Source organism: Pseudomonas sp. S30_BP2TU TE3576, from assembly GCF_050436025.1.
In the GTDB taxonomy this organism is placed as follows: Bacteria; Pseudomonadota; Gammaproteobacteria; order Pseudomonadales; family Pseudomonadaceae; genus Aquipseudomonas.
On record NZ_JBNDLK010000001.1, the window covers coordinates 887,611 to 902,540 of the forward strand.

19 protein-coding genes are annotated in these 14,930 nt (G+C 60.5%); 11 read left to right on the forward strand and 8 right to left on the reverse strand.

Features of this window, described 5'->3' with window-relative positions:
- The first annotated feature begins 164 nt into the window (after positions 1–164).
- Complete coding sequence (locus ABIA48_RS03970) at positions 165–1,067, forward strand: LysR family transcriptional regulator (protein WP_310059896.1); 903 nt, start codon at positions 165–167, stop codon at positions 1,065–1,067.
- 110 nt (positions 1,068–1,177) lie between these two features.
- On the opposite strand, the gene ABIA48_RS03975 is transcribed toward ABIA48_RS03970, so the two are convergent.
- Together ABIA48_RS03975 and ggt are read right to left on the reverse strand one after the other, a co-directional pair.
- A complete protein-coding gene (locus ABIA48_RS03975; RefSeq protein ID WP_429487146.1) occupies positions 1,178–1,711 on the reverse strand; it encodes a cysteine hydrolase family protein in 534 nt (177 codons plus the stop codon).
- A gap of 69 nt (positions 1,712–1,780) precedes the next feature.
- Positions 1,781–3,508 carry a gamma-glutamyltransferase gene (ggt, locus tag ABIA48_RS03980; protein WP_429487147.1) on the reverse strand — a complete coding sequence of 576 codons (1,728 nt, stop codon included), beginning with the start codon at positions 3,506–3,508 and terminating at the stop codon, positions 1,781–1,783.
- Between the two features lie 136 nt (positions 3,509–3,644).
- Between ggt and ABIA48_RS03985 the strand changes: the two genes are divergently transcribed.
- Positions 3,645–4,160: a methylated-DNA--[protein]-cysteine S-methyltransferase gene (locus tag ABIA48_RS03985; RefSeq protein ID WP_429487148.1), complete on the forward strand. Its 516-nt coding sequence runs from the start codon at positions 3,645–3,647 to the stop codon at positions 4,158–4,160.
- Positions 4,161–4,328: 168 nt separating this feature from the next.
- Here ABIA48_RS03985 and ABIA48_RS03990 read toward each other — a convergent pair whose 3' ends face one another.
- Entirely contained in the window at positions 4,329–4,922 is a 594-nt protein-coding gene (locus ABIA48_RS03990) for an NUDIX domain-containing protein (RefSeq protein WP_429487149.1), read from the reverse strand.
- A gap of 166 nt (positions 4,923–5,088) precedes the next feature.
- Here ABIA48_RS03990 and ABIA48_RS03995 point away from each other — a divergent pair, with 166 nt between their 5' ends.
- Positions 5,089–5,514, forward strand: a complete 426-nt coding sequence (locus ABIA48_RS03995; protein WP_429487150.1) for a GNAT family N-acetyltransferase — start codon at positions 5,089–5,091, stop codon at positions 5,512–5,514.
- A gap of 128 nt (positions 5,515–5,642) precedes the next feature.
- On the opposite strand, the gene ABIA48_RS04000 is transcribed toward ABIA48_RS03995, so the two are convergent.
- The gene (locus ABIA48_RS04000) at positions 5,643–5,993 is read right to left on the reverse strand and encodes a hypothetical protein (protein WP_429487151.1); all 351 of its coding nucleotides are present in this window, start codon (positions 5,991–5,993) and stop codon (positions 5,643–5,645) included.
- A gap of 148 nt (positions 5,994–6,141) precedes the next feature.
- Between ABIA48_RS04000 and ABIA48_RS04005 the strand changes: the two genes are divergently transcribed.
- The 8 genes from ABIA48_RS04005 (at position 6,142) to ABIA48_RS04040 (ending at position 10,396) form a co-directional block, all read left to right on the forward strand.
- A complete protein-coding gene (locus ABIA48_RS04005) occupies positions 6,142–6,390 on the forward strand; it encodes a hypothetical protein (RefSeq protein ID WP_007986868.1) in 249 nt (82 codons plus the stop codon).
- Positions 6,391–6,410: 20 nt separating this feature from the next.
- Positions 6,411–6,740 (forward strand): DUF6388 family protein, encoded by a 330-nt coding sequence (locus ABIA48_RS04010; RefSeq protein ID WP_429487152.1) that lies wholly within the window; start codon positions 6,411–6,413, stop codon positions 6,738–6,740.
- A gap of 183 nt (positions 6,741–6,923) precedes the next feature.
- Positions 6,924–7,316, forward strand: coding sequence for a sulfurtransferase complex subunit TusD (tusD, locus tag ABIA48_RS04015; protein ID WP_008000825.1), 393 nt, complete (start codon positions 6,924–6,926; stop codon positions 7,314–7,316).
- A gap of 1 nt (position 7,317) precedes the next feature.
- Positions 7,318–7,680, forward strand: coding sequence for a sulfurtransferase complex subunit TusC (gene tusC, locus ABIA48_RS04020; RefSeq protein WP_429487153.1), 363 nt, complete (start codon positions 7,318–7,320; stop codon positions 7,678–7,680).
- Complete coding sequence (gene tusB, locus ABIA48_RS04025; protein WP_108230656.1) at positions 7,680–7,973, forward strand: sulfurtransferase complex subunit TusB; 294 nt, start codon at positions 7,680–7,682, stop codon at positions 7,971–7,973. The genes tusC and tusB overlap by 1 nt, the downstream gene beginning before the upstream one ends.
- Positions 7,970–8,305, forward strand: a complete 336-nt coding sequence (locus ABIA48_RS04030) for a TusE/DsrC/DsvC family sulfur relay protein (RefSeq protein WP_046037873.1) — start codon at positions 7,970–7,972, stop codon at positions 8,303–8,305. Before tusB ends, ABIA48_RS04030 begins: the two co-directional genes overlap by 4 nt.
- Entirely contained in the window at positions 8,302–9,303 is a 1,002-nt protein-coding gene (locus ABIA48_RS04035) for a glycosyl transferase family protein (RefSeq protein ID WP_429487154.1), read from the forward strand. The genes ABIA48_RS04030 and ABIA48_RS04035 overlap by 4 nt, the downstream gene beginning before the upstream one ends.
- A 91-nt stretch (positions 9,304–9,394) precedes the next feature.
- The gene (locus tag ABIA48_RS04040; RefSeq protein WP_429487155.1) at positions 9,395–10,396 is read left to right on the forward strand and encodes a glutathione S-transferase family protein; all 1,002 of its coding nucleotides are present in this window, start codon (positions 9,395–9,397) and stop codon (positions 10,394–10,396) included.
- A 117-nt stretch (positions 10,397–10,513) separates the two neighbouring features.
- On the opposite strand, the gene cysG is transcribed toward ABIA48_RS04040, so the two are convergent.
- From cysG to ABIA48_RS04060, 4 genes are read right to left on the reverse strand one after another with little or no spacing between them, the layout of a single operon-like run.
- On the reverse strand, positions 10,514–11,908 hold the full coding sequence (gene cysG, locus ABIA48_RS04045) for a siroheme synthase CysG (RefSeq protein ID WP_429487156.1): 1,395 nt from the start codon (positions 11,906–11,908) through the stop codon (positions 10,514–10,516).
- The gene (serS, locus tag ABIA48_RS04050; protein WP_429487157.1) at positions 11,909–13,189 is read right to left on the reverse strand and encodes a serine--tRNA ligase; all 1,281 of its coding nucleotides are present in this window, start codon (positions 13,187–13,189) and stop codon (positions 11,909–11,911) included.
- Positions 13,190–13,204: 15 nt separating this feature from the next.
- Positions 13,205–13,579, reverse strand: a complete 375-nt coding sequence (gene crcB / locus ABIA48_RS04055; RefSeq protein WP_429487158.1) for a fluoride efflux transporter CrcB — start codon at positions 13,577–13,579, stop codon at positions 13,205–13,207.
- Entirely contained in the window at positions 13,579–14,901 is a 1,323-nt protein-coding gene (locus ABIA48_RS04060) for a replication-associated recombination protein A (protein ID WP_429487159.1), read from the reverse strand. The genes crcB and ABIA48_RS04060 overlap by 1 nt, the downstream gene beginning before the upstream one ends.
- Between the last annotated feature and the right edge of the window lie 29 nt (positions 14,902–14,930).

A 14,930-nucleotide genomic window follows, 5' to 3' on the forward strand; every position in this document is an offset into this window, starting at 1 on the left:
GGGTACAGCGCTCGCCACGACGTCCAGATCCGGTGAAACTCCATAAAAAGCTGACGATGACGCTGGTTTCACGGCAATGTAGGGCGTGAGTTCCGGCAATAAAATATCGCAGGCACACTGTTCACATAGATCAGAACCTATGTAAGTGAGAATCGGGAGCCCCCATGCTGGGAACTGTAACGGAGCTGGATCTGCGTCTGATCCGGGTATTTCTGACCGTCGTCGAGGCTGGCGGCATCTCGGCGGCGCAAACCGCCCTCAACACCACCCAACCGACGATCAGCGCGCAACTGGCGACGCTGGAAGCGCGGGTCGGTTTCCGCTTGTGCGAACGCGGTCGTGGCGGGTTTTCCGTAACGCCCAAAGGCACTCAATTCATCGAGGCGGCCCGACGCTTGCTGGCGGCGGCCGAGGGTTTCCGGGTCGAGGTGCAGCACATCAACCGCAAAGTCTCGGGCAGCATCAACATCGGCCTGTTGGGGCAAATCGACCCGGTGGCGAACAAGAAAATCGGCCTGGCCATTGCCCGTTTGCGGGCTCGGCACGAGGGGCTGTATTTCCATTTCACCGAGCTGTCGTCATCCTTGCTGGAGGAGAAAATCATCAACGGCCATATCGACCTGGCCATTGGTTACTTCTGGCACCGCTTGCCCAGCATCGATTATTTCCCCTTGTTCCCGGAAACCCAGATTGCCTACTGCGCACCCTCGCATCCGCTGTTCGGGCAAGTCGGCGCACTGACCCGCGAAGATGTCAGCGGGTTTGACTGGGTCTGGCCGAGCCATCCGCTGCCGGAAATGCCGGCCCCCACGTCAATTGAACGCCTGACCGTGCTCACCGACAGCATGGACGGCGCGGCCCTGCTGATTCTGTCCGGCCAGCACCTGGGGTTTCTGCCGCAGCACTACGCGACCCGCCATGAACAACTGGGGCAGTTGCACCCGCTGAATCCGGACCTGCTGCGCTATGAGGTCAGCTTTCATGCGGCGGTGCGACATTCGTCTCGTCAGCGCGATCTGGTGAGTGCGTTCCTGAATGAGCTGATCGAGATTTTCGGCGCGGTGTAGATCCTGTGGGAGCGGGCTTGCTCGCGAAAGCGTCGTTACAGTCAATATTGATGTTGACTGACCCACCGCTTTCGCGAGCAAGCCCGCTCCCACAGGGAAATGCGGTGGTTTCAGAAATAGATGTCCTTGGCCGGTATCACATCGATCCGCGCCACGGAGCCGGTCAGGTGCGCCAGGTCCTTGTTGTGTTCGGCAATGATGTCTTCGGCGCTGAGGTTGCCGTTGTCGACGGTGGAATGCGCGTCGCCCGCCAGCACCACGTCGTAGCCCAGTTTCAGGGCCTGGCGCACGGTGGCGTTGACGCAATAGTCAGTCTGCAGGCCGCAGATGACCAGGCGTTCGAAGTCCTCCTTCGGCAACAGTTTTTGCAGGTTGGTCTGGTAGAACGAATCCCCGGTGGTCTTGCGCACGCGATGATCCTTGGGCGAGGTTTGCAGCCCTTCGGCCAGTTGCCAGCCGGCAGCCTCATGAACCAGCGGACTGTCCGCCTCTTCGTGCTGGATCAGCACCACGGGAATTCCGGCCTTGCGCGCCCGGGCAGAAAGGTCATTGATGGTATCGATGACGCGCCCGATCTCGAAGCACGCGTACTCACCGGAACACAAAGCCTGCTGGACGTCGATGATTAACAGTGCAGTGCTCATGATTTCCTTCCTTGAACGGTCGATGGATCAGGGGACGAACATAAGCCCGTCCCCTTCCGGACACAACCCTCAATAACCCAGCGACAACCCGGTGTTACGCCGTGGGTCGTTCGCCCCGTAGAAACGGTTCTTGCCCACCGGTTTGCCACCCAGGGACGGCGCGCCGACCAGGATCGCCGCCAGATGGTTGGCATCCTGGGGACCGGTGAACTTGTGGCCCCAGCTTTCGAGGATTTTCACCGTGTCCGGGCTGGTGGTGAAGGCTTCCAGGTTGGTTTCCTCCGGCAGCCACTGCTGGTGGAAACGCGGCGCATCCACCGCTTCCTGGATGTTCATGCCGTAGTCGATCACGTTGAGCATGGTCAACAAGGTCGCGGTGATGATACGGCTGCCACCCGGAGTGCCGACCACCATCACCACTTTGCCGTCCTTGGTGACAATGGTCGGGCTCATGGACGACAGCGGCGCCTTGCCGGGCGCGATGGCGTTCGCCTCGCCCTGCACCAGGCCGTACATGTTCGGCACGCCGATTTTCGAGGTGAAGTCGTCCATTTCATCGTTGAGGATGACCCCGGTCTTGCTCGCCATAACCCCGGCACCGAACCAGTCGTTGAGGGTGTAGGTCACCGACACCGCGTTGCCCCATTTGTCGACGATGGAGTAATGCGTGGTGTTGTTGCCTTCATGGGGCGCTACGCCCGGCTTGAGTTCACTGGATACCGCGGCTTTTTGTGGTTTGATCGCTTCGCGAAGCTTGGTCGCGTAGTTTTTATCCAGCAGATGAGCGATCGGGTTTTTCACGAAATCCGGATCGCCCAGGTAGCTGTTGCGGTCCACATAGGCGTGGCGCATCGCCTCGATCTGATAGTGCATGCCCTGGGCCGAGTGATAGCCCAGGTCCTTCATCGGATAGCCTTCGAGGATGTTCATGATCTCGCAGATCACCACGCCGCCGGAGCTCGGTGGCGGTGCGGAAACCACGTGATAGCCACGGTAGTCGCACTCGATGGGCGCCAGTTCGCGGGTCTTGTATTTGTCGAGATCGGCCTGGGTGATGATGCCCTTGTTGGCCTGGCTGGAAGTGACGATGGCGTCGGCGACCCAGCCCTTATAGAACCCGTCGGCGCCTTTCTCGGAGATTTCCCGAAGGGTCTTGCCGAGGTCCTTTTGCACCAGTTTCTGGCCAACCTGCATCGGCTCGCCCTTGCTGAGGAAGATTGAGCCGGAGTCCTTCATGTCCTTCTTGAACATGTCAGTGGCGTAGTCCAGCAGATCGACGTCACCCTGCTCCAGTTCAAAACCCTCTTCAGCAAGCTTGATGGCCGGGGCGATGATTTCCTTGCGCGGCTTGGTGCCGTACTTGGACAGCGCCAGTTCCATGCCCGAAACGGTGCCCGGTACACCCACGGCCAGGTGACCACGGGTACTCAAATCGGGAACGACGTTGCCCTCTTTGTCCAGGTACATGTTGGCGGTAGCGGCCAGCGGGGCTTTTTCACGGAAGTCGAGGAAGGTCTTGCGCCCGTCCGCCAACTGAATCGTCATGAAACCGCCGCCGCCGAGGTTACCTGCCGCGGGATACACCACCGCCAACGCATAACCGACCGCGACCGCCGCATCCACGGCGTTGCCGCCTTTCTTGAGCACATCCACGCCCACATGACTGGCCAGATGCTGGGCGGTGACCACCATGCCGTTTTCCCCGGTAGCCGGGGCCACGGAGGCGGCGTGAGCAGTCAGACAGCTGAGTGCCAATGAGGTCGCAATCAGCGATTTGGCAAAAGGTTCATACTTCATGAGTCAGTCTCTTCTTGTTATTACGTAGGAAAACGCTTCAAAAGCCGTAGCCAAGTATGGTCGGGATTACGTATTGCGCCTCCCCGTCGAGACAGTATCCTTAACGCCTGTTCAGCCATTTCCCGCGAGCCCCGGCATGACCTACACCTGCATCACCATCGCTTCGCCCGTGGGCCAGTTGAAGCTAGTCGCGAACGGTTCACGACTGGCGGCCATCCTCTGGGAAAACGACAAACCCGGTCGGGTGCGCCTCGGACCGATGAGCGAAGCGCCGGATAACCCGATCCTGGTGCGCACGGCTGCGCAGCTTGGCGAATATTTTTCCGGCACCCGCGATCGCTTCGAACTGGAACTGGATTTTGCCGGCACGGAATTTCAGAAAAAGGTCTGGGCGGCCCTGCTGACCATCCCGTTCGGTGAGACCCGCAGCTACAGCCAGATCGCCGAGCAGATCGGCAACCCGGCGGCAGTCAGGGCGGTGGGTGCGGCGAATGGCAAGAACCCGATATCGATCGTGGCGCCGTGTCACCGGGTGATTGGCGCATCGGGCAAGCTGACCGGGTTTGCCGGGGGGCTTGAGGCGAAGGAGCTGTTGCTCACACTTGAAGGTTGCGAGTGGTCTGGCGCCAGTCGCATGGATGATTTGTTTTAAGGAAACACACCATATTTGTGGCGAGGGGGCTTGCCCCCGTTGGACTGCGCAGCGGTCCCAAAAGCATTTGTACTTTTATTCTGGACGTTCGCACGCTCCGCGATGACGACTGCTTCGCAGCCGAACGGGGGCAAGCCCCCTCGCCACAAAAGCCCTTCCACCACAGGGTCAGGTTGGGGCGAAGAGGTTCTTCATCGCCGCATACTGCAACAGCATGATGGTCTTGGCGTCGCAGATCTCGCCGCGGTAAAACGCTTCGAGCGCATCGTCGAAACGCCATTCCAGCACTTCCAGTTCCTCGGTTTCCGCCTCCAGCCCGCCACCGTCGCTGACTTTCGAGTTCGCATCGTACTCAGCGATGAAGAAGTGCAATTTTTCCGTCACCGAACCGGGGCTCATGTACGCCTCGAACACTTTCTGCACATGGTGCACGCGGTAACCGGTCTCTTCCTCCGCCTCATCGCGGATGCGGTCTTCGGGTGCCGCGCCCTCCAGCAGCCCCGCCGCCACTTCGATCAACAGTCCATCGTGACCATTGACGAACACCGGCAGGCGAAACTGCCGGGTCAGAACCACGGTTCGCTTTTCGCGGTTGTACAAGAGAATCGCCGCGCCGTTGCCACGGTCGTAGACCTCTCGTGTCTGGCGTTGCCACTCGCCGTTGTTGCGATGGTAATCGAAGGTGATTTTCCTGAGCAGGTACCAGTCGTGGGACAACACTTGAGACTCAAGGATATTGACCCGCTCGGCTGTGTTCGACATGACAACGCGTCCTTTTACTTGTCTGAAGGCCCACATGTTAAATGAAAACGTACAGCGCTTGCCCCCTCAAGCAAGCTGCGCGTTGACGACGGTTCAACTTTTCCGGGGATGGAACAATCGCTGCAAGCGGGATAGGCTGCGGTTTCAATGCCATATGGATATAGCCATGAACCTGCGTATCGAACTGTCGCAAAACCCCACGGAAGAACAACGCCAGGCGATCCTCAAGCCATTGCGCGCGTACAACGGCTCGAAGGCCGAAGGTAACGTGCCTGAGCACATCGCCTTGCTGGTGCGCGACGACAACGACGAAATCCTCGGCGGCCTGCATGGCCGATTTTTTTACCAGTGGCTGTACATCGACTTGCTGGTGGTGCCGGAACAGGCGCGGGGACAGGGCATGGGCTCGAAGCTGATGCAGATGGCCGAGGACCTGGCGCGGGAGCGGCGCTGCATCGGGCTGTGGCTCGACACCTTTGAATTCCAGGCACCGGAGTTCTACAAGAAATGCGGCTACAGCGAGATCGGGCACATTGCCGACTATCCGCCGGGCCACAAACACTTCTTCTTCCAGAAGCGCCTGAATTATTGATCAACACAAAACCAATGTGGGAGCGGGCTTGCTCGCGAAAGCGGTAGATCAGTCGACATCAATATTGACTGAAGGACCGCTTTCGCGAGCAAGCCCGCTCCCACAAGGGACTTGCATCTGCTATCAGATCACAGACAAGTCGCCAACGCCGCCAACCGGCGCTTGGCCACGAAATCGTCCTTCTGCGCGTAGTAGCTCAAAACCGTGCCCGAGGCATCGGTGGTCACGTCGACGAAAGACTCCGCCGAACGCGTGTAAACCGTAGTGCCGCCCTTCTCGCCTGCCTGCAAATACGCCGCGGCATCGACACCGAACACGGCCTCGTCCTGCCAGGAAAACTGCACGCACTGGGCGACGTCTTTTGCCGGTTTTTCCGAGTTCAGAGTCTTGTACGGGGCCTTGGTGCGGGCATCGTTCATCACCGAGCCCGCGCATCCCGCCAGCAATGTCACGGCCAGCGCCACCATCAGAAATCGCATTGCATTCACTCATCAGGAAAAAGCGGACTTTATCACCCCGGCAGCCCGTATCGTTCTGCTTTACTGCATTTATACCGCGACACCGCGCAACGATTCGCGCACCCTGTCGCGCCAATACCGCCGCATCGCGCCTATCACTGGAATTCTGATGACACCTAATGCCGAGTTTTACAAACCGACCGCAGAATATGCCGACAAGCTGATCAGCCAGATCGGTCAGACGCCTTCATGGATCGCCAAGCGAATCGGTGTCACTGACAAGCGGATTCGCTACATCCTCAACGGCGAAAGAACCGTCAAAGGCGAAACCACACCAATCCAGATGACCTACACCGAACAGTTTGCCCTCGAATGCCTGGCAGCAGCGGCCAAGGCCAGCAAGAAGCAGTCTGCGTAATCCTCACTCAAGGAGCGACCATGGCGGCAACCGAACAGCAACATGAACAGGCACTGAAGCGGTTTCTCGACGAACACCCCGATTTGCGCCACGACCTCGACAACCTCAACCCGCTACTGGCGCAGGCCAAGGGAGAAACCCCGGCGCAATACCGCGACGAACGCCTGCATGAAGCTTTTGAAGCCGAAGCCGAACGCCTTGGCCTGTTTGCCTGGGAACTGACCTTGCAACTGACGGCCGCCACGCCGCAGGACTATGAAACCCAGCGCCGTGAAGTGCATCGGGAAGTGGCGGAGATGGCTGGCATGGATTGGCTGGAGTATTGCGACTTGTATGGGATAGAACCATAGGGTTTGCTGTCAGTCCGCCTTCGCGAGCAAGCCCGCTCCCACATTAAACCGCGCTCTTCAGATAGAACCCGGTCGAATGTGGGAGCGGGCTTGCTCGCGAAGGGGCCAGAACAGCCAACATCACTTTAGCCGCCCCACCGATAAAGCATTATCATGGCCGCAGTTTCGCTGATCGAGTCCGTCATGAAGTTCGCCATCGCCGTATTTTCCGCCGCCCATGCGCCCTCCTCGCGCCGCGCCTTGCTGTTCGCCCAAGCGGCGCTGGCCGGCGGGCATGAGATTGTCCGGTTGTTTTTCTACCAGGATGGCGTCTACAACGCATCCGGCAGCGTGGTCACGCCCCAGGATGAACTGGACTTGCCCAAGCAATGGCGCACATTCGTCAGCGACCATCAACTTGATGGCGTGGTGTGCATCGCCGCCGCCCTGCGTCGTGGTGTCTTGAATGAAGAAGAAGCCAAGCGCTATCAGCGCGAAGCTGTAGCCGTCGGCGCGCCCTGGGAATTGTCCGGCCTCGGCCAATTGCATGACGCGGCACAGGATGCCGACCGTCTGATCTGTTTCGGAGGCGCATGACATGGCCAAGTCCTTGTTGATCATCAGCCGTCAGTCGCCATGGTCCGGCCCTGGCGCGCGGGAAGCGCTGGATATCGTGCTGGCCGGCGGCGCCTTCGATCTGCCGATTGGCCTGTTGTTTCTCGATGACGGCGTGTTCCAGCTCGCCGCCGGTCAGAACGCCAAGGTCTTGCAACAGAAAGACCTGAGCGCCAATCTGCAGGCCCTGCCGATGTTCGGTGTCGAGGAACTGTTTGCCTGTGGCGACAGCATCACCCAGCGCGGCCTCGACCCGAGCGGCCTGTCGCTGGAAGAAGCCCAGGTGTTGGCCGCCCACGAAATCACCGCCCTCATTGACCGTTACGACCAGGTGATCACCCTCTGATGTCGACTTTGCATGTGTTGTCTCATTCCCCGTTCGGCGACGAACGCCTGACCAGTTGCCTGCGCGTGATCGGCGCCAACGATGGGTTGCTGCTGTCCGGTGATGCGGCCTATGCGTTGCAACCGGGCACCGCACCATTCGTTGCGCTCAGCGCACGTGGCCTGAAACTGTTCGTCCTGGCCGAAGATGCCCAGGCCCGTGCGCTTGCGGTTCCAGACTGGGCCCGGGCCATCGATTACCCGGCCTTCGTCGAACTGTCGATTCACTACGACAAGGTCAACAGTTGGCTATGAATGCATTGACAGTTGGCGCCCGCGCCATCGAGCTGGACAAGGACGGTTTCCTGGTCGAACTGAGTGACTGGTCTGCCGATGTGGCCAGTGCCCTGGCGGCTGCCGAAGACATCGAGTTGACGCCCGAACACTGGGAGGTCCTCGAACTGCTGCGCAGTTTCTACGCTGAGTTCCAGCTGTCACCGGCCACCCGTCCGCTGATCAAATACACCGCATTGAAACTCGGCCCGGAAAAAGGCAACAGCCTGCACCTGAACCGCCTGTTCAAAGGCACCCCCGCCAAACTCGCCGCGAAACTGGCGGGCCTGCCCAAACCGACGAATTGCTTATGACTGACTATCCTGCACTGACCCTCGAAACGCCCGCCGAGCACCCGTTCGCCCAATTCGTGCGGATCCTCGGCAAGGGCAAGCGTGGCGCCCGCGATCTGACTCGGGTCGAAGCCCGCGAAGCCATGGGCATGGTGTTCGATGACAAGGTCGAGGAAACCCAACTCGGCGCCTTCCTGATGTTGTTACGGCACAAGGAAGAAAGCGCCGAGGAAATGGCCGGGTTCACTGAAGCCTTGCGTGAACGCCTGAATCCGCCGGCACTGGCGGTGGATCTGGACTGGCCGACATATGCGGGCAAGAAGCGTCATCTGCCGTGGTTTCTGCTGGCGGCCAAGTGTCTGGCGCAAAATGGCTTGCGGATTTTCATGCATGGCGGCGGTGCCCACACGGCTGGCCGGTTGTACACCGAGCAACTGCTGGGCGAGTTGAACATTGCGCTGTGCCGTGACTGGCAACAGGTGGGCTCGGCGCTGGATAACGACGGACTGGCGTTCATGCCGCTGGTTGACTGGGCGCCACAGCTGCAACGGATGATCGACCTGCGCAACACCCTGGGCCTGCGCTCGCCGATCCACTCGCTGGCACGGATTCTCAATCCGCTGGGGGCGCGTTGCGGCCTGCAGAGCATTTTCCACCCTGGCTATCAGGCCGTGCACCGCGACGCCAGCGGATTGCTCGGTGATACCGCCATCGTGATCAAGGGCGATGGCGGCGAGATCGAGGTCAACCCGGACGCCGACAGCCACCTGTACGGCACCACTGGCGGTGTCAGCTGGGATGAGGAATGGCCGCAGCTGTCGAGCCAGCGCCATGTCAAACCGGCCAGCCTCGATCCGGAGCACCTCAAAGCCGTATGGCGTGGCGACGTGGTCGACAGCTATCCGCAAATGGCCCTGATTTCGACCATGGCCCTGGCCCTGCGCGGCCTCGGCCAGAGCCGCGAACAGGCCTTCGAAACCGCCGAAAAATACTGGGCTGCGCGGGACAAATCGATTTAACCGATCATTCACGCCCGATTTTTGCGCTTTTTGTTCGAACCCATCGGAATAGACTCAACTGCAACGCTTATGGGTTTCGGGAGTCTTGAACATGGGTTTGTTAGTCGATGGCCGCTGGCAGGACAAGTGGTATGAAAGCAGCAAGGACGGCGCGTTCCAGCGCGAACAGGCGCAACGCCGCCACTGGTTGACCACTGACGGCAAGCCGGGACCGACCGGTGTCGGTGGATTTGCGGCCGAACCCGGGCGCTATCACCTGTACGTGTCCCTGGCCTGTCCGTGGGCTCATCGCACGCTGATCCTGCGCAAACTCAAAGGCCTCGAAAAGCTGATCGACGTCTCGGTGGTCAGTTGGTTGATGCTGGAAAACGGCTGGACCTTCGACCGGTACCTGGGCTCGACCGGCGACAAGCTCGATCATTTCGACTTCATGCACCAGCGCTACACCGCCGATGCCGCCGACTACACCGGCCGCGTCACCGTACCGGTGCTGTGGGACAAACAGCAAAAGCGCATCGTCAACAATGAATCATCGGAAATCATCCGCATGTTCAATGGTGCCTTCGATGATTTGACCGGCAATGACCTGGATTTCTACCCGGCGCCACTACAGGGTGAAATTGATGCGCTGAACGAGCGGATCTACCCGGCGGTGAACAACGGCGTATATCGCGCCGGGTTTGCCACGTCGCAACAGGCTTATGAAGAAGCCTTCGACGATGTGTTTGCCGAGCTGGATCGACTGGAGCTGCTACTCGGCGCCAACCGTTACCTGGCTGGCGAGTACCTGACCGAAGCGGACATCCGTCTGTTCACCACGCTGATTCGCTTCGATGCGGTGTACTACGGGCACTTCAAGTGCAATCTGCGGCGGATCGCCGACTACCCGAACCTGTCGAACTGGCTGCGCGAGATTTATCAGTGGCCGGGGATTGCCGAGACGGTGGATTTCACCCACATCAAGAACCACTACTATGCCAGTCACCGCACCATCAACCCGACGGGTGTGGTGCCGAAAGGCCCGGCACAGGACTTCACCGCGCCCCATGATCGGGAGCGGTTGAGCGGCAAAGGGGTTTGGCGCAAGGCCTGAGCTTCGCACTGGCTTTGAGGGCCTCTTCGCGAGCAAGCCCGCTCCCACAGAGGATTTGTGTCGTTCACGAATCCAATGTGGGAGCGGGCTTGGTCGCGAATGGGGGCGACGCGGTCTCTAGACCTGCCCCTGAGCCCCTTCAAACCACGCCAGTTTCTCGCGCAGCTGCACCACTTCACCGACGATCACCAATGTCGGCGCATGCACTTCGTGCTCCGCCACCAATCGCGGCAGGTCCGCCAGGGTGCCGGTGAACACACGCTGATTGACCGTGGTGCCCTGCTGGATCAACGCCGCCGGGGTATCAGCGCCGCGACCGTGCTTGATCAACTGCTCGCAGATGACCGGCAAGCCCACCAACCCCATGTAGAACACCAGGGTTTGTGCCGGCGCGACCAGATCGGCCCACGGCAAATCGGTTGAGCCGTCCTTCAGGTGCCCGGTGACAAAGCGTACCGATTGCGCGTAATCGCGATGGGTCAGCGGAATCCCGGCATAGGCTGCGCAACCGCTGGCCGCCGTGATCCCCGGCACGACCTGGAACGGGATGCCATTGGCCGCCAGCTCTTCGATCTCTTCACCGCCACGACCGAAGATGAACGGATCGCCCCCCTTCAAACGCACCACACGCTTGCCCTGTTTGGCCAGATCCACCAATTGCTGGTTGATCTGATCCTGCGGCACCGCGTGATCGGCACGGCGCTTGCCGACGTAAACCCGCTCGGCGTCGCGACGGCACAGTTCGAGAATCGCCGGCGCTACCAGACGGTCGTACAGCACCACGTCGGCTTGCTGCATCAGACGCAATGCCTTGAACGTCAGCAGGTCGGGATCGCCCGGCCCTGCGCCCACCAGATAGACTTCACCGGTTGCAACCGGCGCTTCACCATCGATCTTCGCTTGCAACAACCGCTCGGCTTCACCGCCCTGCCCGGCCAGTTGCCGATCGGCAATCGGGCCCTGGAAAACATCTTCCCAGAACGCCCGTCGCTGCTGCACATCCGGAAACAGGCCTTTGACCTGATGACGAAAACGCGCCGCCAGTCCGGCCAGTTGACCGAAGGTGGAAGGAATCCAGGTTTCGATCCTGGCGCGGATCAAACGCGCCAGCACCGGCGCATCGCCGCCGCTGGACACCGCGATAATCAGTGGGGAACGATCGACGATGGCCGGGAAGATCACGCTGCACAGGGCCGGCGCGTCCACCACGTTGACCGGTACGCAACGCCGATGGGCATCGGCGGAGACTTGTGCGTTCAACGCTTCGTCGTCGGTGGCGGCAATGATCAGCCCGCAACCGTCCAGATCCGCCTCGGCATAACCACGCAACAGGCACTCGCCACCGCTGCCGGCAACCAGTTCGCGCAATTGCGCTTCGATTTCAGGTGCAACCACCCGCAGCAGCGCACCGGCATCGGCCAGCAGGCGGGATTTGCGCAAGGCAATTTCCCCCCCACCGACGACCAACACACGACTGCCGCGAAGGTTGTGGAACAGCGGCAGATAGTTCATTTAGCCAATGACCTCAAGGCCACCCATGTACGACTTGAGAACTTGCGGCACACGGATCGAACCGTCGGCCTGCTGATAGTTCTCCAGCACCGCCACCAGTGTACGACCCACCGCCAGGCCGGAGCCGTTCAGGGTGTGCACCAGTTCCGGCTTGCCGGTTTCCGGATTGCGGAAGCGCGCCTGCATGCGGCGGGCCTGGAAGTCGCCGCAGTTGGAGCACGACGAAATCTCGCGGTACTTGTCCTGGCTCGGGATCCACACTTCCAGGTCGTAAGTCTTGACCGCGCTGAAGCCCATGTCGCCGGTGCACAGCGCCAGGGTGCGATAAGGCAGTTCCAGCAGTTGCAGGACTTTCTCGGCGTTGGCGGTCAGGCCTTCCAGCGCTTCCATCGACTTCGACGGCTCGACGATCTGCACCATCTCGACCTTGTCGAACTGGTGTTGACGGATCATGCCGCGGGTATCACGACCCGATGCGCCGGCCTCACTGCGGAAGCACGGTGTGTGGGCGACGAACTTGATCGGCAGCAGTTTCGAGTCGACGATTTCGCCAGCGACGATGTTGGTCAGCGACACTTCAGCGGTCGGGATCAGGTACAGGTCGGCTTCGCCTTCGCGCCCGATCTTGAACAGGTCTTCTTCGAACTTCGGCAACTGACCAGTGCCTTGCAGCGCCGGCGCCTGGACCAGATAAGGCGTGTACGCCTCTTCGTAGCCGTGCTCGGTAACGTGCAGGTTGATCATGAACTGCGCCAGGGCGCGATGCAGGCGAGCGATCGGGCCGCGCAGCAAGGCGAAACGAGCGCCGGACAGCTTGGCGGCAGTTTCGAAGTCCAGCCAGCCGAACTTCTCGCCCAGGGCCACGTGGTCCTGAACCGGAAAATCGAAGGCAGTCGGGGTGCCCCAGCGGCGCACTTCGACGTTGCCGTCTTCGTCGTCGCCAACCGGTACCGATTCGTGCGGCAAGTTGGGGATACCGAGCAGGATCGAGTCCAGTTCGGTCTGGATCGCGTCGAGTTCGACTTTGCCGGCGCTCAATTCGCCCGCCATGCGCTCGACGTCCGCCATCAGCGGCGCGATGTCTTCACCGCGCTGCTTGGCCTGACCGATGGATTTGGAGCGCGCATTACGTTCAGCCTGCAGTGCTTCGGTGCGGGTCTGGACGGTCTTGCGCTGTTCTTCCAGCGCTTCGATGCGCGCAACATCCAGCACAAAGCCACGGGATGCCAGGCGGTCCGCTACGTCCTGAAGGTTGCTACGTAACAGTTTGGAATCGAGCATGTCGGTTTCTCGTTATCAAAGTTTGGTCAAGGACAGGCCGGCCCAGGTGGCGAGCAGCCCGCCGAATACGCTGATGGCCGCATAGCCCAGGGCCAGCGGCACTTGCCCGGTTTCCAGCAGGCGCACCGTATCCAGTGAAAAGGATGAAAAAGTCGTCAGCCCCCCGAGGAAGCCGACGATCAACCCGGCGCGTACCGCAAACGATACTTCCGGGCGAATCAAAAACAGGCCGTATAGAACGCCGATCAGCAAACAGCCCACGATATTAACGGCCAGCGTCGCGGTATAGAAGTGCCGCGGCCAATTCGCGTTGATCCAGTTGCCCGTGGCGAAGCGCAACAACGTGCCGGCAATCCCGCCGACGGAAACCGCAAAAATCAATGGAAGCACTACTTTCTCCGCTGCCTTGGGCTTAAACGATCGAGTTTCGCCAGGTGATTGAGCTTTTCGCCGATTTTCAACTCGAGGCCACGGGGGACCGGTTGATAGAACGGGATCGGGTCGAGTTCTTCCGGGAAATAGTCTTCGCCAGCGGCATAGGCATCCGGCTCATCGTGGGCGTAACGGTATTCATCGCCGTAGCCCAACTGCTTCATAAGCTTGGTCGGCGCATTGCGCAGGTGCAGCGGCACTTCCAGCGAGCCATGTTCGGCGGCGGCGCGCAGTGCGGTCTTGAAACCCATGTACACCGCGTTGCTTTTCGGTGCGCAGGCCAGATAGGTGATGGCCTGGGCCACCGCCAGTTCACCTTCGGGGCTGCCGAGGCGCTCCTGCACTTCCCACGCCGCCAGGCACAGGCTCAGAGCACGTGGATCGGCGTTGCCGATGTCTTCGCTGGCCATGCGCACCACGCGCCGGGCCAGGTACAAGGGGTCGCAACCGCCGTCGATCATCCGCGCAAACCAGTACAGCGCACCATCCGGGTTGGAACCACGCACCGATTTATGCAGCGCGGAAATCTGGTCGTAGAACGCTTCGCCGCCCTTGTCGAACCGGCGGCGGGTGTCACCGAGCAGACTTTGCAGGAGCTCGGTGCCGATTTCACTGTTGTCCTCGGCCAGGTCCGAGGCGTTTTCCAGCAGGTTGAGCAAGCGCCTGCCGTCGCCATCGGCGGCCGACAGCAGCATCTGGAAGCCTTCATCACTGAGGCTCAGGTTGCGCTTGCCCAGGCCCCGCTCTTCGGTCAGCGCGCGCTGCACCAGTTTGCGCAACGCCGTTTCATCAAGACTCTTGAGCACATAGACACGCGCCCGCGACAGCAAGGCGTTATTGAGCTCAAACGAAGGATTTTCCGTGGTCGCGCCAATGAAAATCAGCGTGCCGTCCTCAACATAGGGCAGGAACGCATCCTGCTGGGACTTGTTGAAGCGATGCACTTCGTCGACGAACAGAATGGTGCGGCGGCCGTACTGCGCGGCCTGCTGCTTGGCGATTTCCACCGCCTGACGGATCTCCTTGACCCCGGCCAGCACCGCCGAGACCGTTTCGAAGTGTGCATCCGAGACTTCCGCGAGCAATCGCGCCAGCGTGGTTTTACCCACCCCGGGCGGCCCCCAGAAAATCATCGAATGCAGGGTACCCTGCTCCAGCGCTTCGCGCAGGGGCTTGCCGCGAGCGAGCACGTGTTCCTGACCGACGTACTCGTCCAGATTGGCCGCACGCAAGCGGGCGGCCAAGGGCTGGGCGATCGGGGCACTTCCAAACAGATCCATGACTACCTGTGAAACCTCACTGGGCTTAT